The sequence below is a fragment of the Hominilimicola fabiformis genome (assembly GCF_020687385.1).
Lineage (GTDB): Bacteria > Bacillota > Clostridia > UBA1381 > UBA1381 > Hominilimicola > Hominilimicola fabiformis.
The window spans coordinates 49,476-71,234 of sequence record NZ_JAJEQM010000006.1; the positions used below are offsets into that span (position 1 = coordinate 49,476).

Genomic DNA, 21,759 nt, shown 5'->3' on the forward strand with positions numbered 1-21,759 from the left:
ATGAAAGGAGATTAATTATGGAAGATTTAATTAAAAAAGTTTCATATCTAAAGGGTTATGCAGACGGTCTTGACCTTAGCCCAAAGAGTGACGAAGGTAAGCTTATTATCAAATTGCTTGACGTTATGTCTGAAATGGCTGATACTATTGAAGAATTAAACTCAAGAGTTGATGATGTTGAAGATGTTGTTGACGAGCTTGATGATTGCGTACTTGAAATTGCCGACGATTTGTACGGTGACGATGAGTATGACGATTATGATGACGATGACGACGATGATTATATCGACGATTATGATGACGATGATTACGACAGTGACGGAAATGATTATTTTGAAATTCAATGTCCTAACTGTGGTGAAGACGTTATGATTGATTTTGATATGATTGACGATGATAACGCTATCGTATGTCCGAACTGTCACGAAGAAATCGAACTTGAGTTTGATTGCGATTGTGACGATGATGACTGCGACTGCGGACACGAACATTAATATTGAATTGAATAAAAAAGGACTGTTAAGTCCTTTTTTTATTGAGGTGACTTATGAAAGGACTTTATATTCACATACCGTTTTGCAAACAAAAATGCAAGTATTGTGATTTTGTATCATTTCCGTGTATGGAGGATACGGCGGACAAATACGTTGACGCGCTAAAGCGTGAGGCGGAACAATACAGGGGAGAAAAAATAGATACAATATTTATCGGCGGCGGTACACCGTCAATTTTAACACCGAAACAAATCGAAGAAGTTACGAAAATGTGCTTTGATGTATTTGACGTTGCGAGTGACTGCGAATTTACGACAGAGGCAAATCCGGGAACAATGGATGATGACAAAATTAAAGCAATGTTAAACGGCGGTATAAATCGTATAAGCGTAGGTGTACAGTCGTTCAATGATGATGAACTGAAAAAAATCGGAAGAATACACGACGCAAAGACGGCATATAATACAATTTGTCATTTAGATAAAATGGGTTTTCAAAATATAAATCTTGACCTTATGACCGCACTGCCGTCACAGACGTTTGAGAGTCTAAAAAATACTTTAAACACAGCCGTCAGCTTGCCTGTAAAGCATATATCGGCATACAGTCTTATAATTGAGGACGGAACACCTATTGAAAAGGAATATTCAAAAGGATTGCTTGATATTCCGAATGAAGATACTGACAGAGAAATGTATATGCATACAGTTGATTTTCTCGGTAAGAACGGCTTTAAACAATATGAAATATCGAATTTCGCAAAGGACGGATACGAGTGCAGGCATAACGTAAAGTATTGGACAGGTGAGGAGTATATCGGCTTAGGTACGGCGGCACATTCATATATCGGAAACTGCCGTTTTTACAACACGTCCGACATAAACGAATATATCGGCGGTGCGGAAAAGGAAGTAATCGAATTGAGCGAAAATGATAAGATAGCAGAATTTATGATTACCGGACTTCGTATGAACAGGGGAGTAAGCGAAACTGATTTTAAGTCGCGTTTCGGCAAGGGTATAAATGATGTATTCGGCAGTGAATTTGATAAATTTATAAAGCTCGGACTTATGCAATATATTGACGGAAGATACAGTCTTACGTTGGACGGGATTAACGTGTCAAACTCGATTTTGTGCGAGTTTGTATAAGAAATTTGGCAATATGGGATAATTTATGAACATTTTATGAAAAGTTATATTAATCACTTGACAATCGGGTATAATAGTGGTATCTTATAATTGTTAGCACTCAAGGTGTATGAGTGCTAACAAGAAAATGCTTATATGACATCTTGTTTAAAGATAGAAAGGAATGTTTGTATATGGATTTGAACGACAGAAAAAGAAAAATCCTGCAAGCAATCATTGATGAATATATAGGCACTGCTGAACCTGTCGGTTCAAGGTCGATTTCCAAAAAGGAAAACTTGGGTTTGTCCAGCGCGACAATCCGTAATGAAATGGCAGACCTTGAAGAAATGGGTTATCTGATACAACCGCATACTTCTGCGGGACGTATTCCGTCAGATGAGGGATACAGATTTTACGTTAATTCGCTTATGCGGAAGTATAAAATAGGTATGGAAGCAGTTGCACAGCTGCAAAGCGTACTTGAAACGCGTGTCAGTCAGCTTGAAAAGCTGATTAGATATGCCGGTGCAATAGCGTCAAATCTTACCGAATATACAACGGTTGTTACAGCGCCTAAGGAGCAGGAATTTGAAATTAACAAGATTGACCTTGTGCCGATTGCCACGCAAACGGTAATGCTTATTGTTGTAACAAGAACTGTAAGAAACAAGGTGATGAATATCGACATTGACAGTGCAACGTGTATGTCACTTGCAAATATATTAAACGAACATCTTGCCGGACTTAAAGCCGGAGAGATAACGTTTGATAAGATACAGGATATTCAAAAAGATATTGAAAACAGACTTTCACTTCATCCGAAAGTTTTGATTGATATAATGCACTTTGTGTATGAAACGATAACGGACAGCGGTGAAACAGAAATATATGTCAACAATGCAAAGTCAATATTGAAATATCCCGAATACAACGATGTTGAAAAAGCGGAAAAGATATTTACTTTCCTTGATGACAAAGAAAATTTGAAAAAGCTTGTTGCCTCAAGCGACGCTGACGGAATTGAGGCTAAAATCGGTAAAGAAAACGATTTTGAAATATTGCAGGATTGCTCATTGGTAACTATCAATTATTCACTCGGCAATAAAAAAGCCGGGAAAATCGGAGTTATCGGACCTAAACGGATGAATTATTCAAAGGTTTTTGCAAGCCTTGACCTTATTTCAAATGAAATAGATAAAATACTCAACGAATATATAAGTGATGAGTAGAGAAAGGGGTAATCAGATGGCTAAGAAGAATGAGGAAGTCAATGAGGAGACATTAGATAAAGAAACAGAAAAAACGGCTGAACCTAAAGAGGCAGAAAAGTCAAACGAGGAAGTCCTTGAAGAAAAGCTGAAAGAACAGACTGATAAATATATGCGTCTGTATGCCGAATATGACAACTACCAAAAGCGTTCGCAGCGTGAAAAAGATATGCGTTACGGTGACGCGGTAATTGATACGGTCGGTGCAATTCTTTCGATAGGCGACAACCTTGAAAGAGCACTTGCGACTGAAGTTCAGTCGGAGGACGGTCAAAAAATGAAAGACGGTATTGAAATGGTTTTAAAACAGTTCAATGAAACGCTTTCAAAGTTGGGCGTTACGCCGATTAAGGCAGAGGGTGAACAGTTTGACCCTAATCTTCATAATGCGGTTATGCACATTGAAGATGAAACAATAGACGACAACACAGTTGTCGAGGATTTAATGAAAGGCTACATATATAAGGACGGCCGAGTAGTCAGACACAGTATGGTAAAAGTAGCAAATTAATTATAAATTAGGAGGAATTAAAAATGGGAAAGATTATAGGTATAGACTTAGGTACAACAAACAGTTGTGTGGCTGTTATGGAAGGCGGTAACCCTAATGTTATCACTAACAGCGAAGGTGCAAGAACAACTCCTTCAGTTGTTGCATTCCAAAAAGACGGTGAAAGAATTGTAGGTCAGGTTGCAAAGCGTCAAGCCGTAACAAATGCTGACAGAACAATTATGTCAATTAAGAGAAAAATGGGTACAAGCGAAAAAGTTACAATCGACGGTAAAGCTTATACACCACAAGAAATCTCGGCAATGATTCTTACAAAGTTAAAGCAAGATGCAGAAAGCTATCTTGGTGAAACTGTAACACAGGCTGTTATCACAGTTCCTGCTTACTTCAACGACTCACAGCGTCAGGCTACAAAGGACGCAGGTAAGATTGCAGGTCTTGAAGTTTTGAGAATTATCAACGAGCCTACTGCCGCAGCTCTTGCATACGGTGTAAGCGACACAGGTAAGAAAGTAATGGTATACGACCTTGGCGGCGGTACATTTGATGTATCTATCCTTGACATTGATGACGGTGTATTTGAAGTTCTTTCAACAAATGGTGATACTCACCTTGGCGGTGACGATTTCGACCAGGCAATTATCAACTACTTGCTTGACGAATTTAAGAAAACAGAGGGCGTAGACCTTTCAACAGATAAGATGGCTATGCAAAGATTAAAAGAGGCTGCTGAAAAGTCAAAGATTGAACTTTCGACAACAACAACTTCAAACATTAATCTTCCATTCATCACAGCTGACGCAACAGGTCCAAAGCATATGGATATTACACTTACAAAAGCTAAGTTTGATGAACTTACAGCTGACCTTGTAGCAAGAACACTTACATGTATCAGAAACGCTATGAATGACGCAGGTCTTAACGCATCACAAATCGATGAAGTCCTTCTTGTCGGCGGTTCTTCAAGAATTCCTGCTGTACAAGAGGCTGTTAAGAAAGAAATGGGCAAAGAGCCTAATAAGGGTATCAACCCTGACGAATGTGTTGCAGTAGGTGCTGCAAGACAGGCAGGTGTACTTGGCGGTGAAGAAACAGGCGTTCTTCTACTTGATGTTACACCGCTTTCACTTGGTATCGAAACAATGGGTGGTGTATTTACAAAGCTTATCGAAAGAAATACAACAATCCCTACAAACAAATCACAAATATTCTCAACTGCCGCAGACGGTCAAACTTCTGTTGAAGTACACGTTCTTCAAGGTGAAAGAGAAATGGCTCAGTACAACAAGACTTTGGGACGTTTCAATCTAACAGGAATTGCTCCTGCTCCGAGAGGTGTGCCACAGATTGAAGTTACATTCGATATTGACGCAAACGGTATCGTAAACGTAAGTGCTAAAGACCTTGGCACAGGCAACGAACAGAAGATTACTATTACAGCATCTTCTAACCTAAGTGACGAAGATATTGACAGAGCTGTTAAAGAAGCTGAAAAGTACGCTGAAGAAGATAAAAAGCGTAAAGAAGAAGTTGAAATCAGAAACAACGCAGAATCACTTGTATATCAATGTGAAAAGGCTGTTAAAGATGCAGGTGATAAGATTGACGATAATACAAAGTCAATGGTTGAAACTGAAGTAAACAAGGTTAAAGAGGCTCTAAAGGGTACAGACTCGGCAGCTATTAAGGCGGCTACAGACGAACTTCAAGAAAAGTTCTACGCAGTTGCACAGCAAATGTATCAGCAAGCTAATCCGCAGGGTGATCCTAATGCACAACAGGGTGCACCAAATGATGACGGTGTTTATGAGGCTGATTACAGAGAAGTTGACAACGACGATAACAATCAACAATAATAATGAAAACGCTAAAAGGACGGACAAATGTCCGTCCTTTTAAGGCTTTTAACAGAGCCTTTGTATTAACACTTTACAAAACTAAAATATTGTAGTATAATATCATAGGTAGGTGAAAAAATTGGCTGAAAAAAGAGATTATTATGAGGTGCTCGGAGTTTCAAAGGGTGCTTCTGATGATGAAATAAAAAAGGCATTCAGAAAGATGAGTAAGAAATACCATCCTGACCTTAATCCGAACAATAAAGAGGCGGAGAAAAAGTTTAAGGAGGTAAACGAGGCTTATCAAGTGCTTTCTGACCCTGAAAAGAAAAGTAAATACGACCAATTCGGACACGCAGGTGTTGACCCGAACTTCGGAGCGGGCGGCGGTGGCTTTAACGGCGGCGGTTTTGACTTTGGCGATATATTCGGCGATTTCTTCGGAGGCGGTTTCGGAGGATTCGGCGGCGGTCAAAGAAGAAACGGACCAAAACGCGGTGCTGATATTCGTAAGATTATTGATCTAACTTTTGAAGAAGCGGCATTCGGCTGTCACAGAGAAATGAGTATACAGGCACAGGAAAAATGTGAAACTTGCGGTGGCAGTGGTGCTAAAAAGGGTACTACCGCACAAACTTGTCAGCATTGTCACGGAACAGGTCAAATCCGTACACAACAAAGAACTGTACTGGGTTATATGACTAACGTTACGACTTGTCCGCACTGTCACGGTGAAGGTAAGATTGTAAAAGATCCTTGTCCTGACTGTCGCGGTACAGGTAAGGTAAGAAAGTCGAAGAAGATAGAAGTTGATATTCCGGCGGGTATTGATGACGGTCAGACAATTCAACTTTCAGGTAAAGGCGAGGCCGGCGATAAAGGCGGTCCTAACGGCGACTTACTTCTTACAATAAGAGTACATCCGCATCAGATGTTTAAACGTGAGGGAACGAATGTATTTATAGATATGCCTATATCATTTGTACAGGCTGCTTTGGGTGCAACCGTACAAGTACCTACACTTGACGGCCCTGTTGAGCTGAAAATCCCTGAGGGAACTCAGACAGGTTCAAAATTCAGAATGAAGGGCAGAGGTATTCCGTCAATCAGAAGTAAGGTAAGAGGCGACCAATACGTTACTGTAAACGTAGAAGTGCCGAGAAACCTTAATTCAAAGCAAAAAGAACTTTTGCGTGAATTTGAAGAAGATAAAAATTATAAACAAAAGAAATCTTTTGCAGAAAAGATGAAAGATTTCTTGAACAAATAAACTTAGGAGGAAGACAATGAACCCGAATATTTATGAACTTTCAAAAATGACAAAAGAGCAGTATGATTTCATAATGAAACGTGCAGAGCTTGATATTACAGAACAAATGAAAGTTGCCAAAGAAGTTTCTGACGATGTCAAGGCACGTGGTGACGAGGCAGTATTGGAATATACTGCAAAGTTTGACCGTGTACAGCTTACTGCTGATAAAATGAAAGTAACACCTGAAGAGATAGAGGCTGGCTACAATAACCTTGATAAGGAAACAAGAGAGGCTATTGAATATGCTTATAAGAATATATACGATTTCCATGAAAAGCAACTTCCGGAGGAAATGTGGTTTACTATGGTCGATGACGGACTTATGGTAGGCGAAAAGACCACTCCGATAGTTGACGTATGTCTGTATGTTCCTCACGGTAAGGGTTCATTCCCATCAGTTTTGTGTATGCTTGGTATACCGGCAGTTGTTGCGAAAGTTCCTAAGATTGTTGTTGTAACACCTCCGAATGAAAAAGGTGAAGTTGACGACGCTATTTTGGCTGCGGCAAAGATAATCGGTATCACTGAAATATATAAAGTCGGCGGTATTCAAGCCGTTGCAGCCGTTGCATACGGTACTGAAACAATTCCTAAGTGTCATAAGATAATTGGACCGGGTAACAGTTATGCAACTGCCGCAAAGAGAGTTCTTGCAAACCATATTGACGCAGGTTTGCCGGCAGGCCCGAGTGAAATTATTGTTCTTGCAGATGAAAAGGCTGACCCTGAAAAGGTTGCTCTTGACTGGATGATTGAGGCTGAACACGGCCCTGACAGTGCCGCACTTCTTGTTACTCACTCAAAGGAACTTGTTGAAAAGGTTGTTCCGATTGTAAACAGACAGCTTGAAAAGATTTCTCCGAAGAGAAAAGAATTTATAGAAACAAACCTTACAACATACGGCGGTGTAATTCTTACAAATTCTCTTGACGAATCAATCGATTTTGTAAACGAATACGCACCTGAACATATGGAAGTTATGACAGAAAAGCCTTTTGATACACTTCCTAAGATTAAGAATGCAGGTGAAATTCTTCTTGGCGATTACACACCTGTAACACTTTGTAATTTCGTTTTAGGTCCTAACGCAATCTTGCCGACAGGCGGTTTTGCAAAGACTTATTCATCAGTAAGTGTTCAAGACTTCTTAAAGCGTTCATCAGTAGGCTATGCGTCAAAAGACGGTTTTGAAAAGGTAAGAGATTACGCTTACAGATTTGCAAAGGTCGAAGGATTTGACACGCACGGTTTAGCCGTCAAAGAAAGAAAATAATTCCAAAATTGACGCCTATGAAACTCCCGTCAGCTTGAAGTATCAGCATACGTCGTCGCTGACCTGTCGTCCCATATGCGAACAATTTTGAAATTATTCAAAATCAAAATTGACGCCTATGAAACTCCCGTCAGCTTGAAGTATCAGCATACGTCGTCGCTGACCTGTCGTCCCATATACGAACAATTTTGAAATTATTCAAAATCAAAATTGATACCTATGAAAACAATTTTGAATTTATTATTATAAGAGGATACCACTATGGAAAAGATAAAAGTTACCCGAAAAACAACCGAATCCGAAATGAACGTTGTGCTTGATTTTGCACCGCTTAAAAAGGATTACAGAAAGTACATAAAGACACCTATACCGTTTTTAAATCATATGATTGAGCATATTGCATGGCGCGGTGAGGTCAATATTGATGTTGACTTAAAGCTTGATGAATTTGTTTTGACACACGTTATATGTGAAGATTTAGGTATTGCACTTGGTAAGGCGGCAAAGGAATATATCGACCGTACAGACGGTGCGAGAGGTTTCGGTGACGCAGTCGGTATTATAGATGAGGCAAAAGCGGAATGTGCGTTGAGCTTTGAATCAAGAGCATATTGCGATATTGATTATCACGGTATTGAGCTTAGTGAAAAAGTCGAGGGAATGGATACGGAGGATTTGGAAACATTCCTTGAAGGCTTTGCACAGGGGGCTATGTGTACACTTCATATTGACCTTGTAAAAGGTCATAACGGACATCATATTTGGGAGGCAATATACCGTAGTTTCGGAAGTGCTTTGAATAAGGTATTTGAAGTGTCTGAAAGCCGCAAGGGCAAAACAAGCGGTGTAGCCGGAAAAATTGATTGGGTAATAGAATAATATTAGGGACACTAAATAGGGACACTAAAATTTAGTGTCCCTATTTCTGAAAACAGATAAAATCTGAAAGGAACAAAGTATTAAAAATATGAAACTCGCAAAATTTCTTGATAAATACGATACCGTTATATTTGATATGGACGGTGTTATAACAAGTGAACAGAATTATTGGAATTGTGCGGCACTCACTGTCTGGGAATATCTGAATTACAACAGCGGTCAAAAAATTAATGCCACAGAGTGTATGCAAAATATTTCAAAAATCCGAAGCCACGTTTTTTCAGACGATGAGCTGATAAGCGTTTTAAAAGGCAAGGGTGTTAATTCAAATTGGGATTTGGGTTATGTGACGGTGCTTATAGCATGGATATGCAACGGAAAAAATGATTGGAATTATTTTGACAAAGTGCTTGAATATGCAAGGTCATTGTCAGACAATATTATTGATGAATACGATAATCTTGCAATTAAATGTGCCGAAAAAACAGGTTTTGATTATGAATGGCTGAAACGCAACGGAACTATGTGGACGACTATGCGAGATATATTTCAGACGTGGTTTCTTGGTGATGAACTGTTTAAAAAGACTTTTGGCTATATACCGATTAATACGGGCAAAACGGGGCTTTTATATAAGGAAGAACCGATTGTCGATAAGAATAAGCTTATTGCAATAATGAGTCTTTTAAGCCAAAATAAACGCGTGTGTACAGGTACGGGCAGACCGTATATAGAAATGCTGCCGCCGATTGAAAATTGGGGGATAAAGCAGTATTTTGCACAAAACGGACTTTGCAATTATGATAATGTTGTCGAGGCTGAAAAAGAGCTTAACAACAATGCACTTACAAAGCCGCATCCATATATGTTCCTAAAGGCGCTTTACGGCACTGATTACAGCAATAAACGCATTGTTGACGGCGATTATGATAAAGCGAAAATAAAGACTACACTTGTTGTCGGCGACGCAGGTGCGGATATTCTGGCGGCACAGACGATGGGTGCTGACTTTTGTGCGGTGCTTACGGGAATACAAGGCGAGAGAGCAAGAGGTTATTTTGAAAAACTTGGGGCGAACTATATTTTAAAAAGTGTAGAAGATTTTTTAGTGGAGGGAGAATAAATGGAAAAACGACTCACAACACCATTTACAAAGGATAAAATTAAAGACCTGAAAGCAGGCGACAGCGTGCTTATAACAGGAACAATATACACAGCGCGTGACGCGGCACACGAAAGAATGACGACAAATTTCAAAAACGGAATACCGTTCCCGATAGATTTGACCGACAACGTGATTTATTATGCAGGTCCATGTCCTGCTAAACCCGGCGAAGTTATAGGCTCTTGCGGACCGACTACAGCCGGCAGAATGGACGCGTATACGCCAATGCTTTTAGATAACGGACTTGGCTGTATGATAGGCAAGGGTGCAAGAAGCAAAGAAGTTGTTGACGTAATGAAACGTAATACAGTTGTGTATCTTGGCGCAATCGGCGGTGCGGGTGCATTGATTGCACAATCGATAAAAAAAGCCGAAGTTGTCGCATATGACGATTTGGGTACGGAGGCAATCAGAAAACTTGAAGTTGAAGATTTCCCGGCAGTCGTGCTTATAGATTGCGAGGGTAACGACCTTTACGAAATAGGTCAGGCAAAGTACAGAGAAATATAAAATATATATAAATATCAAAAAATCCGATGGTTTGTTCCATCGGATTTTTTGTTGCTACTATATTTATAACAAAGAAAGAAGTTTCTTTAGATTATACAAGATAAAGTAAATCTGTGTATGTTGGGAACGGCCAGTATTCTTTTGCAACGATTGTTTCAAGAGTATCGGCTGTTTCACGAAGTGCGTCCATAGCAGGAAGAACAGTATCCTTATAATACATACCCACTGCGTATACGTCAACGTCAGGAACGTCTGTAGCGGCGTCAAGAGTATCAATCTTAATCATAAGATCCTCTGTAAGCTCTGTAAGTCTTTGAGCCTTTTCAAGTTCCTTAGGAGCGTTAAGACCAAGTGCTTTCTTTGAAGCAATATCGTCTGTAACGAACTTTGTATATTTTAGGCAAGCAGGAAGAATTTCCTGTTTAGCCATTTCAAGCATTGTAAGCATTTCAAAATGAAGTGTATTGTTGTAATCCTCCATCATGATTTCGCCTCTTGTCTTAACTTCTACATCAGTAAATACTTCTTGCTTTGTGAACAAGTCGATTGACTTCTGAGTTACGAAGTAAGGCATAGCGTCAGGAGTTGTCTTTAAGTTGTACAGACCTCTCTTTTCAGCTTCTGCAACCCATTCATCACTGTAACCGTTACCGTTGAAGATAATTCTTTCGTGATCTTTGAAAATCTTGATTGCAAGTTCAAGAGCATCTTTTGAAATGTCCTTGCTACCATCAAGTTGATCTGCGATTTCTGTAAGTGTTTCGGAAACGATTGCATTGATAACGATATTAATACCTGCGATTGACTGCCTTGAACCCGGAGCACGGAATTCAAATCTGTTACCTGTAAATGCAAATGGGGAAGTTCTGTTTCTGTCTGTTGTGTCTTTTTCAATATCAGGAAGTGATTCAACACCTGTTTCGATTAGCTTACCTGCCTCATACTTAACACCCTTACCGCTCTTTAGCTGGTCAACAACTGCTGCAAGTTGGTCGCCAAGATACATTGAAATAATAGCAGGAGGTGCCTCGTTTGCACCAAGTCTGTGGTCATTACCTGCTGTTGCAACAGATACTCTAAGTAAATCTGCATAATCGTCAACAGCCTTGATAACTGCTGCAAGGAACAATAGGAACTGAACGTTTTCTTCAGGTTTTTTACCCGGCTTTAGAAGAAGTTCGCCGTCTGATGTACCGATTGACCAGTTATTGTGTTTACCTGAACCGTTGATACCTTCATATGGCTTTTCGTGTAGTAGGCAGTATAGACCGTGATGGTCGGCAACTTTCTTCAGAACTTCCATAGTAAGCTGGTTGTGATCTGAAGAAATGTTTGTTGTTGAGAAAATAGGTGCGATTTCGTGCTGAGCAGGAGCAACTTCATTATGCTTTGTCTTAGCAAGTACGCCAAGTTTCCAAAGTTCTTCGTCAACTTCCTGCATGAAAGCTGCAACTCTTTCTTTAATTTGACCGAAATAGTGATCGTCCATTTCCTGACCCTTTGCAGGCTTTGCACCAAATAGAGTTCTGCCTGTTAAAAGTAAGTCCTTACGCTTATTTCTAAGCTTTTTGTCAACAAGGAAATATTCCTGTTCAGGACCGACATATGAAACAACTCTCTTAGGAAATTTACCGAATAGAGCCAAAACTCTTCTTGCGGCCTTGTCGATTGCAGCCTCACTGCGAAGTAGAGGAGTTTTCTTATCAAGAACTTCACCTGTATACGAAACGAATGATGTAGGAATGTACAATGAGTGATCCTTAATGAATGCAAATGATGTCGGGTCCCAAGCTGTATAACCTCTTGCCTCAAATGTTGCTCTAAGTCCGCCTGATGGGAAAGAAGATGCATCCGGCTCACCCATAACAAGCTCTTTGCCTGAGAATTCCATAATGACAGTTCTGTCATCTGTAGGCTGAATGAAAGAGTCATGCTTTTCGGCTGTAAGACCTGTCATTGGCTGGAACCAGTGAGTGTAGTGAGTACAACCGTTTTCAAGTGCCCAGTCCTTCATTGCATTTGCAACAACTTCCGCAACGGATATATCAAGTTTTGAACCGTCATTGATAGTCTTTAGCAATGATTTGTAAATATCCTTAGGCAATCTTGCCTTCATAGTAGGAAGATTAAAAACCTTCTCACCGAAAATTTCTGCTACATTTCCGTTTTCCATAATAATACCTCCTGAAATTATTGATGCACATATATAATAAAAGTACAATCAAAATGTTTTGCTGAGCTAACAATAAGTATCTTACGAAAAAAGGGCATTTTATATTTAAAAATATAAAACACCCTTGTCTTATCTTCGCTCAATCTATGGGGTTAGTTGTCTTAACTAACTGTTTTCTATGCTTTAATTATACCACTAAATAAAGTTTTGTCAATATGCAACTTGCAAAATTTAGAATAGAATAACTTTTTTTTATTTATGCAAAATGATGAGTGACTACCACTACAATGGCGCCCCTTGAGGGGAGCTGTCGTGAAACGACTGAGGGGTGGTAAGTAAAATACGAATTAAGGGGCGACCAATGATCGCCCCTACGAAGAAAGTATGTGTGGTGTCATAGCATATTTGTAATGGTGGGAAGAATAGAGAAAGTAGGGGACGGCGCCTCGACGTCCCGCAAAACTGTGGATAAATGTTGCGATAAGCGTTATTGCAGGCACAATTAATGTGACTGTGAGCGACTGTATTAACAGCGTCATAAAAAAGATTATTTCTGTTCGGCATAAAACCGTCCCATCAAATTAAATATAAATAAAAAAACAGAGTGTCTGACATTCAAAGCCTGTCAGGCACTCTATCAATATTATTATACCACAAAAAATATTTCTGTCAGGATTATTCAACAGTAACCGACTTTGCAAGGTTTCTCGGCTTATCAATGTCACAGCCCTTTAATGATGCAACATAGTAACCGAATAACTGCAACGGAATAACTGTAAGTGACGGAAGTAACATTTCGTGCGTTGCAGGGATTTTTACAGTATAGTCAGCAACGTCGTCCATATGTTCATGTTCTTCGGTTGTTACGCCCATAACAACCGCACCTCTTGCTTTAACTTCCTTAACATTTGAAACTGTTTTATCAAACAAATTCTTGCCTGTTGCAAGCGCTACAACAAGTGTACCGTCCTCGATAAGTGAGATTGTACCGTGCTTTAATTCACCTGCGGCATATGCTTCACTGTGAATATATGATATTTCCTTTAGCTTTAGTGAGCCTTCAAGAGATACTGCATAGTCAAGGTTTCTGCCGATAAAGAATATTGAATGGCAATTATAGAACTTTGAGGCAAGATACTGAACATCTTCTTTAGATTTAAGAATTTCAGCAACCTTATCCGGAAGTGACTCAATTTCTTTAATAAAGTCTGCATATTCTTCTTTAGAAATTTTACCTAATTTATCAGCCATATATGCGGCGATAAGGTATATAACAGTAAGTTGTGTACTGTAGGCCTTAGTTGTCGCAACGGCGATTTCAGGGCCTGCCCATGTATAAATAACATCATCAGACGCTTTTGCAATGGCACTGCCGACAACGTTTACGATTGAAAGCACTCTTGCGCCGCGAGCTTTCGCCTCCTCAAGAGCGGCTTTTGTATCGGCTGTTTCGCCTGACTGGCTGATTACGATTACAAGATCGTCTTTGCCAACGATAGGGTCGCAGTAACGGAACTCTGACGCAACCTGTACTTCAACAGGAATACGGCACATCTTTTCGATTACATACTTGCCTACAACGCCTACATGGTATGCACTGCCGCATGCGACGATATAAATTTTATTGATATTCTTAATATCTTCTTCTGTAAGAGAAATATCGTCAAGAACGATTTTGCCGTCCTTAATTCTCGGACTGATGGTATCTCTGATAGCTTTTGGCTGTTCTTCGATTTCTTTCATCATAAAGTGTTCATAGCCGCCTTTTTCAGCCGCACTTACGTCCCAATCAACCGTGAACTTTTCTTTTTTAACTTCTTCTTTATCTGTATTGTAAACCTTTACGCTGTCCTTTTTAAGTACAACGATTTCGTTATCTTCAAGGTAGTAAATATCTCTTGTGTGCTTTAAAATTGCAGTAACGTCCGATGCGATAAAGTTTTCTTCGTCACCAAGACCGACAATCATGGGACTTGCTTTTCTTACTGCGATAAATTGGTCAGGGTAGTCAACGCAAAGTACGCCAAGAGCATATGAACCCTCAACTCTGTTGATAACCTTAATCATTGTATCCATTATGTCACCTTTGTAGTAATATTCAAAAAGGTGAGCGATAACTTCTGTATCTGTTTCAGAAATAAATTCAAAACCTTTGCTTTCAAGTTTTTTCTTTAATGAAATGTAGTTTTCGATAATACCGTTATGAACAACGGCAAAACGGCCTGATTGTGAAAGATGAGGGTGAGCATTTACGTCTGACGGCTCGCCGTGAGTAGCCCAACGTGTATGACCGATACCCATATTACCGCCAAGTTTTTTACCGCCGTCAATTTTTTCTGAAAGAACCGCTAATTTTCCCTTTGACTTAGCAACTTCCAATTCATTATTATTGTAAACAGCAATACCTGCACTGTCATATCCTCTGTATTCAAGTTTTGACAGCCCTTCAAGCAAAATAGGAGCTGCTTGATTTTTACCTATATATCCTACTATACCGCACATATTATAATGTACCTCCTTATCGTCCACTCGCAATATTATATTGCTTTACATAAAAATATATATACCATTCTATACTATTCTCACAGATTTTTCAATCCTTTTTTTTGATTTCGTGTTGTATTTAGTAAATATTGCTGATATAATATAGGTTAAGATGAGTTTTTTGTGGAGGATTAAAAACAATGAAGTTAGTTTATGAAAACAAATTGTCCTGCGAGAATGACGTAAAAGATTTCGTTCTTGAGGGCAGTGCCGAGATATATTTTGAAAACGGTAAAATGCGTATGAAAAATGCGTTGTCTGCCGATTTGGGACAAAAGTCAAACTTTGTGTATTGGTGCAACGAGGACTTCCCGTCAGATGTGCAGATAGAGTGGGACTTCAGACCGATTGAAGAGCCGGGATTGGCGATTTTGTTCTTTTCGGCAAAGGGTGTGAACGGTGAAGATTTGTTTGATCCGTCATTACAGGAAAGGGACGGACAGTATAATTTGTATCATTCGGGTGATATAAATGCGTACCATGTTTCATATTTCCGCAGAAAGTGGGACGAGGAAAGAGGTTTTCATACCTGCAATTTAAGAAAAAGCAAGGGCTTTCATCTTGTTGTACAAGGTGCAGACCCTATTCCGAATTGCGAGGACGCATTTGAAAGCTATCATATAAAGCTTGTAAAAAAAGACGGTAAGATTGATTTTATAATTGACGATTTGCCTGTATTTTCATGGCAAGACGACGGAAAGGAATATGGTCCTGTTTTAGGCGGCGGAAAAATAGGTTTCAGACAAATGGCGCCTATGATTGGTGAGTATTCTAATCTAAAAGTATATTCTATATAAAATAGGAGAGGTAAAATGGATAAACAGAATAAAGCGTTCAAGGTGCTTGAATTTGACAAGATACTTGAACGGCTTTCATCATATACGGAGAGCAAAGACGTAAAAAAACGCATTGAAGAAATAGTTCCGTATACGGAATTAGAGGACGCAAGGGCGGCACAGAAAGAAACGACAGAGGCAATGTCAACCTTATTAAAGCTCGGCTCACCGCCGGTAAATCTGTCTGTTGAAAATGTGCTTGGAGCAGTAAAAAGAACAGAGCGTGACGGTGTACTTCATACAAAGGAACTTATGAACATATCAAGACTTTTGTATGTAGCAAGACGTATGAAGTCGTATATAGACGAATCAGCCGAAGAATGTACAATTCTTCACGGTATAGAGGAGGCTATCATAACGGCAAAACAACTTGAGGACAAAATTAATTCGTGTATCGTTTCTGAAAATGAAATTGCCGACGATGCGTCACCTGAACTTAACACAATCAGAAGAAAAATAAGAAATCTAAACGGCAAGATTAAGGAAAATCTTAATTCTATGATTCACTCAACGCATTACAAAAAGTTTTTGCAAGACCCTATTGTAACAATGCGTTCGGACAGATACGTTATACCCGTAAAGAGTGAATACAGAGGTGAAGTAAACGGTATTGTACACGATACGTCCGCGAGCGGTGCAACTCTGTTTATCGAGCCTATGAGCGTTGTAAACAACAACAACGAAATCCGTGATTTGCATACAAAAGAGCAACAGGAAATTGAGCGAATACTTGCGGAACTTTCGGCACTTGTTGCAGAAAACAGTCATACAATTTTTGTGGATTATAAGTATGTCACGGAGCTTGATTTTATGTTCTGTAAGGGCAGACTGTCGCTTGATATGAACGCAAATGAGCCTGTACTGAACGACAAGGGTATCATACGATATAAAAAAGCACGTCATCCGCTTATCGACAAAGAGAAGGTCGTGGCAAATGACATAATGCTTGGCGGCGAATATGATACGCTTGTCATAACAGGTCCGAATACGGGCGGTAAAACAGTAACGCTTAAAACTATCGGATTGTTTTCGATTATGGCGGCGGCAGGACTTCATATTCCGGCACAGGATAACAGTGAAGCGGCTGTGTTCCATCATATTTTTGCGGATATAGGTGACGAACAGTCAATAGAACAGAGCCTTTCGACATTCTCGTCACATATGGTCAATACGGTGAGCATACTTGAAAATATTGATTTTAATTCACTTGCACTGTTTGACGAATTGGGTGCGGGAACTGACCCGACAGAAGGTGCGGCACTTGCTATATCAATATTGGAATTTCTTCGTGCAAGAAAGGCTACAACCGTTGCGACAACTCATTACAGTGAATTGAAATTATTCGCGCTTTCGACTGACGGTGTGGAAAATGCATCATGCGAATTTGACGTTGCGACACTTCAGCCGACTTACAAACTTCTTATCGGTGTACCGGGTAAGTCAAACGCGTTTGCAATTTCACGCAGACTCGGACTTGACGAAAGAATAATTGACAGAGCAAACGATATATTGTCTGATGAGGATATAAAATTTGAGGACGTCATAACAGACCTTGAACAAAACCGTGCAAAGGCGAGAAAAGAGGCTGACGAGGCGGCAAGAATGAAGCGTGAACTTACCGATCTCAGAAAGCAGATTGAAAATGACAGAATAAAGCTTAAAGAAAATAAATCAAGAATACTTGATGAGGCAAGACGTGAGGCGAAAATACTTGTAATGGACGCAAAGGATGAGGCGAACAGCATTATTCGCGACCTTGAAAAAATGCGTCAGCAAGGTATTTCAAACGGCGGCAATCTTGACAAAAAGACTTCCGCAATGCGTGACAAGCTGAAAAAGAAAGAAGATACGATTGATAAGGCAATGGCGCGTGCGGCAAAGCCGAAGAAAACATATGTCGAACCGCCTAAAAATCTTAAACCGGGTGCAACTGTTAAAATCGTTGATATGAATCAAGAGGCGACAGTTTTAAAAGAACCTGATAAAAACGGCAATGTTCGTGTTCAGGCGGGTATTATAAAAATGGACGTGCATATAACGAACTTGCGTAAGGTTGAAGAAAAGAAGTCAAAGGAATTGGCTGAAAAGTACGTCAGAAGTACGAGGGCTTTTGAATCAAAGTCAAAGAACGTTTCAACGGAAGTTGACGTCAGAGGACAAAATCTTGAAGAAGCGTGGATGAATGTTGAAAAATTCCTTGACGATTGCTACCTTGCGGGAATTTCGCCTGTAAGCATTATTCACGGTAAAGGTACGGGCATTTTGCGTAAAGGCTTGCAGGGATATATGAAAAAACACAGATACGTCAAATCGTTCAGAAACGGCAGATACGGCGAGGGCGAAGACGGTGTAACGATAGTAGAATTAAAATAAGGTGATATAAATGGCAAAGGACAAAAAGACTGTAACAAATGCAATGCGTTTGCTTAATGCGTCAAAGATAAAATATGAAACGGTTGAATATGAAGCTGATGAAGTCGGCGAGCATTTCGGTGAGGCTATCGCCGAAATGACAGGTATTCCGCCTGAAAAATCATTTAAAACTCTTGTCGCAAGAGGTGACAAAACGGGTATAATGGTTAGCTGTATAGCGGTAAATCACGAAGTGGATTTAAAAAAACTTGCAAAGGTTTCGGGTAACAAAAAGGTTGAGATGATACACGTCAAAGAACTTTTGGGACTTACGGGGTATATCAGAGGCGGAGTATCGCCTGTCGGAATGAAGAAGAAATATCCGACATATATAAACGAAACGGCACAAAACTTTGAAACAATCGCAATCAGCGGCGGAAGATGCGGTACAACGCTTATCCTTTCGCCGAATGATGTGCAAAAAGCAACAGACTGCGTATTCGCAGACATAACGAAAGAATAACGGAGGGCAGAACTATGGCAATTTTTAAACCGGCGGACATACTTATTCCGCAAAATGTTGATTTCACAAAGTGGAGCGTTGTGGCGTGTGACCAATACACGTCTGAAAGAGAATATTGGGAAGATGTAAAAAATATTGTCGGCGACAGTCCGTCAACATTGAATATTATTTTCCCTGAGGTTTATCTTGAGGACGGTGACGGAGACGAACGTATCAAGAAGATAAACAGCACAATGGAGGAGTATATAAATAAGGGTATTTTCAGAGAATTAAAGGACACGTTTATATATGTAAAACGTACTCAGCCGAACGGAAAAACACGTCACGGTATTGTCGGAATGCTTGATCTTGAAGAATACGATTTTTCAAAAGGCTCACAGTCAAAAGTTCGTGCAACTGAGGGTACAATTATCGAACGTATTCCGCCAAGACAGCGTATAAGAAAAAATGCACCGCTTGAGGCACCGCATATCCTGATACTTATTGATGACAGAGAAAAAGCGGTTGTTGAACCGCTTGAAAATCAGATAAATGATTTTGAAAAGATTTATGATTTTGACCTTATGAAAAATTCGGGACATATCGTGGGTTATAATGTAAATGAAAGTGCAAAGAAGAATATACTTGATGCAATAGAAAAACTCGGCGATAAGGCTGATTTTGAGGCGAAATACGGTGTTAAGGATAAGGGCGTGTTGATGTTCGCGGCAGGTGACGGAAATCATTCTCTTGCAACCGCAAAGACTTGTTGGGAAGAAATTAAAAAGGAACTTTCAGAGGAAGAAATTAAAACTCACCCTGCACGTTTTGCGTTGGTTGAGCTTATGAATATCCACGACGAAACACTTGAATTTGAACCTATTCAACGTGTAATATTTGAAACAGAGCCGAAGAAATTGCTTGATGAACTTGTTGCGTTTTACGGTGCGGAATATGAAGATAACGGCGGTCAGCGTATTGATTATACATACGGCGGTAATGAGGGCAGTATCTATATTAAGAATACAGACTCAAATCTTCCTGTCGGAACACTTCAAAAATTTCTTGATAAGTACCTTGCCGAAAACGGCGGTAAAATTGATTATATCCACGGAAACGACGTTGTAAGAAATCTTGCAAAGGCAGATAATACAATCGGTTTTATGGTTGATTCAATGGAGAAGAACGACTTGTTCACAACAGTTATAAAGGACGGCTCACTTCCGAGAAAAACTTTCTCAATGGGTGAGGCGGCAGATAAGAGATTTTATCTTGAATGTAAGAAAATCAGATAATAAAAAAGTGCGGTCAAATAAAATGACCGCACTTTTCAAAAAAGTAGACAAAACCTTTATGGTTTTGTCTACTTTATTTTGGGGAGTTTGAGGTGCTTTTTCAGTAGTTTTGCCTGTGGCAAAACCGCTCTACGAGCGTCGGATGTCTTTCCGATACGACCTCATTAAAAATCATTTCTGGCGACATGTGCGGCAGAAATGGCTTAAAATCTAAAGTTTCGACTTTGGAGGAACTTTATGATTTTTTCTCTGACAATACTCAAAAATTACATCGTATGATGTGATTTTTGGAGCTGTCGACATTTTGGCGACAGGCTCTGGTCTTTATATTCTCTTGCTTGCTTTATGATAAATAAAATACGCAAAAACGGCTGTGACAAATTCGGCGAACGGAAAGCTTATCCATACGCCTACTGCACCGAAAAATCTACTGAAAACGAAAGCAGCTGGAATTATGATTATTATATATCTAAAAAGCGAAATCCACAATGACGGCATACCTTTTCCAAGCCCCTCCAAAGCACCGGAGGACGTTACGGATACAGCTGATACGATAAATCCTATACTGATAATGTTAAGTGCCGTAACGCCTAATTTAAGCGTGGCAGGGTTTGCAGTAAACATTCCGAACAGTGTAGACGGCATAATCCACGAAAGTGCAGTACCCAAAGCCATAATTATTGCCGACAGCAAAAGTGCGGTGTTATATATTTGCTTAACACGTTTGTGTTCACCTGCACCGTAGTTATAGCCTATGATAGGTCTGATACCTTGAATAAGACCGTTGGCGGTTAGGTATATAAATGTTTGAAGTTTGTAGTATACACCGAGTACAAGAACATATGAGCCTGAAAATTCGGAAAGTATTCCGTTAAGTGCCGTTATAAGCAATGACGGAAGTGCCATATTAAGCATAGCCGGTACACCGATTGAGTATAACCTTTTCAGAAGTCGTTTGCCGGATTTGAGCAGACTTATTCTGAATTTTGCCTGAATAGGACTTGCAAAGTAGAATATGAAGTAAATGATAAGCGTTATAGTCTGTCCTATACCTGTGGCAAGTGCCGCACCTTGAATACCCATAGCGGGAAAAGGTCCTAAGCCGAATATCATTAACGGGTCAAGAATAATGTTTGTGACACAACCGCATATCATACTTATCATTGATACGTTCATTCTGCCGACTGCTTGGAAAATCTTTTCAAATGCTATGCCGACATTTACTATTGTTGAAAATGAAAACACGATAGTTGAGTACATTACGGCAAGATTGATAACATCTGTATCGGTTGTGAACATTTTTACGAAGTACGGCATACCGAATATTGAAAAGAAGGTAAGTATAAGTCCGTGTATAAAGCTTAGAAACAATCCGTAAGTTGTTGCTCTGTCTGCGTTCTGCATTTCGCCCGCACCGAGATGGAATGCAACTACCGCATTTATGCCTACACCAAATCCGACTGCGATAGAATTGACAAGATTTTGAATTGGGTAGACAAGCGAAAGTGCGGTCATTGCGTTTTCGCTCACTTTTGCGACAAAAAAACTGTCGATGATATTGTACAGTGAATTTACCGCCATAGATATTATCATAGGTAAAGCCATTGAAAGCACAAGCGGCAATATCTTTTTTTCTTTCATAAACGTTTGATCCATAAATAATTCTCCTTATAT

The 21,759-nt window shown here is 39.7% G+C and carries 17 protein-coding genes; 14 read left to right on the forward strand and 3 right to left on the reverse strand.

Translation table 11 applies throughout. The features are described 5' to 3' along the window. Positions 1-17: 17 nt before the first annotated feature. The 10 genes from LKE05_RS05580 (at position 18) to LKE05_RS05625 (ending at position 10,383) form a co-directional block, all read left to right on the forward strand. Positions 18-494 (forward strand): CD1247 N-terminal domain-containing protein, encoded by a 477-nt coding sequence (locus LKE05_RS05580; RefSeq protein ID WP_117964874.1) that lies wholly within the window; start codon positions 18-20, stop codon positions 492-494. A 53-nt stretch (positions 495-547) separates the two neighbouring features. Then, positions 548-1,645 carry a radical SAM family heme chaperone HemW gene (gene hemW, locus LKE05_RS05585; RefSeq protein ID WP_308456200.1) on the forward strand — a complete coding sequence of 366 codons (1,098 nt, stop codon included), beginning with the start codon at positions 548-550 and terminating at the stop codon, positions 1,643-1,645. A gap of 173 nt (positions 1,646-1,818) precedes the next feature. Then, positions 1,819-2,856, forward strand: coding sequence for a heat-inducible transcriptional repressor HrcA (hrcA, locus tag LKE05_RS05590; protein WP_147513624.1), 1,038 nt, complete (start codon positions 1,819-1,821; stop codon positions 2,854-2,856). A 16-nt stretch (positions 2,857-2,872) separates the two neighbouring features. Then, positions 2,873-3,406 carry a nucleotide exchange factor GrpE gene (gene grpE / locus LKE05_RS05595; RefSeq protein WP_308456201.1) on the forward strand — a complete coding sequence of 178 codons (534 nt, stop codon included), beginning with the start codon at positions 2,873-2,875 and terminating at the stop codon, positions 3,404-3,406. A gap of 23 nt (positions 3,407-3,429) precedes the next feature. After that, complete coding sequence (dnaK, locus tag LKE05_RS05600; protein WP_022229875.1) at positions 3,430-5,262, forward strand: molecular chaperone DnaK; 1,833 nt, start codon at positions 3,430-3,432, stop codon at positions 5,260-5,262. A 121-nt stretch (positions 5,263-5,383) separates the two neighbouring features. Next, a complete protein-coding gene (gene dnaJ, locus LKE05_RS05605; protein ID WP_022229876.1) occupies positions 5,384-6,514 on the forward strand; it encodes a molecular chaperone DnaJ in 1,131 nt (376 codons plus the stop codon). A 16-nt stretch (positions 6,515-6,530) separates the two neighbouring features. Then, the gene (gene hisD, locus LKE05_RS05610) at positions 6,531-7,829 is read left to right on the forward strand and encodes a histidinol dehydrogenase (RefSeq protein WP_308456202.1); all 1,299 of its coding nucleotides are present in this window, start codon (positions 6,531-6,533) and stop codon (positions 7,827-7,829) included. Between the two features lie 261 nt (positions 7,830-8,090). Further along, entirely contained in the window at positions 8,091-8,708 is a 618-nt protein-coding gene (locus LKE05_RS05615; protein ID WP_022229878.1) for an imidazoleglycerol-phosphate dehydratase, read from the forward strand. Between the two features lie 88 nt (positions 8,709-8,796). Continuing rightward, on the forward strand, positions 8,797-9,831 hold the full coding sequence (locus LKE05_RS05620; RefSeq protein WP_308456203.1) for an HAD family hydrolase: 1,035 nt from the start codon (positions 8,797-8,799) through the stop codon (positions 9,829-9,831). Beyond that, positions 9,832-10,383 carry a Fe-S-containing hydro-lyase gene (locus LKE05_RS05625; protein WP_308456204.1) on the forward strand — a complete coding sequence of 184 codons (552 nt, stop codon included), beginning with the start codon at positions 9,832-9,834 and terminating at the stop codon, positions 10,381-10,383. Positions 10,384-10,474: 91 nt separating this feature from the next. On the opposite strand, the gene LKE05_RS05630 is transcribed toward LKE05_RS05625, so the two are convergent. Continuing rightward, positions 10,475-12,556 (reverse strand): glutamine synthetase III family protein, encoded by a 2,082-nt coding sequence (locus tag LKE05_RS05630; protein WP_308456205.1) that lies wholly within the window; start codon positions 12,554-12,556, stop codon positions 10,475-10,477. Between the two features lie 675 nt (positions 12,557-13,231). After that, positions 13,232-15,058, reverse strand: coding sequence for a glutamine--fructose-6-phosphate transaminase (isomerizing) (gene glmS, locus LKE05_RS05635; RefSeq protein ID WP_022229331.1), 1,827 nt, complete (start codon positions 15,056-15,058; stop codon positions 13,232-13,234). A gap of 182 nt (positions 15,059-15,240) precedes the next feature. Between glmS and LKE05_RS05640 the strand changes: the two genes are divergently transcribed. Genes LKE05_RS05640 through LKE05_RS05655 form a run of 4 tightly spaced genes read left to right on the forward strand, consistent with a single transcriptional unit; the run spans position 15,241 to position 20,085 of the window. After that, on the forward strand, positions 15,241-15,897 hold the full coding sequence (locus LKE05_RS05640) for a YesU family protein (RefSeq protein WP_308456206.1): 657 nt from the start codon (positions 15,241-15,243) through the stop codon (positions 15,895-15,897). Between the two features lie 15 nt (positions 15,898-15,912). After that, the gene (locus LKE05_RS05645) at positions 15,913-18,309 is read left to right on the forward strand and encodes an endonuclease MutS2 (RefSeq protein ID WP_308456207.1); all 2,397 of its coding nucleotides are present in this window, start codon (positions 15,913-15,915) and stop codon (positions 18,307-18,309) included. A gap of 10 nt (positions 18,310-18,319) precedes the next feature. Then, positions 18,320-18,811, forward strand: coding sequence for a Cys-tRNA(Pro) deacylase (gene ybaK, locus LKE05_RS05650; RefSeq protein ID WP_308456208.1), 492 nt, complete (start codon positions 18,320-18,322; stop codon positions 18,809-18,811). 14 nt (positions 18,812-18,825) lie between these two features. Further along, positions 18,826-20,085, forward strand: coding sequence for a DUF1015 domain-containing protein (locus LKE05_RS05655; RefSeq protein ID WP_308456209.1), 1,260 nt, complete (start codon positions 18,826-18,828; stop codon positions 20,083-20,085). A gap of 324 nt (positions 20,086-20,409) precedes the next feature. Here LKE05_RS05655 and LKE05_RS05660 read toward each other — a convergent pair whose 3' ends face one another. Next, positions 20,410-21,741: an MATE family efflux transporter gene (locus LKE05_RS05660; RefSeq protein ID WP_308456210.1), complete on the reverse strand. Its 1,332-nt coding sequence runs from the start codon at positions 21,739-21,741 to the stop codon at positions 20,410-20,412. Between the last annotated feature and the right edge of the window lie 18 nt (positions 21,742-21,759).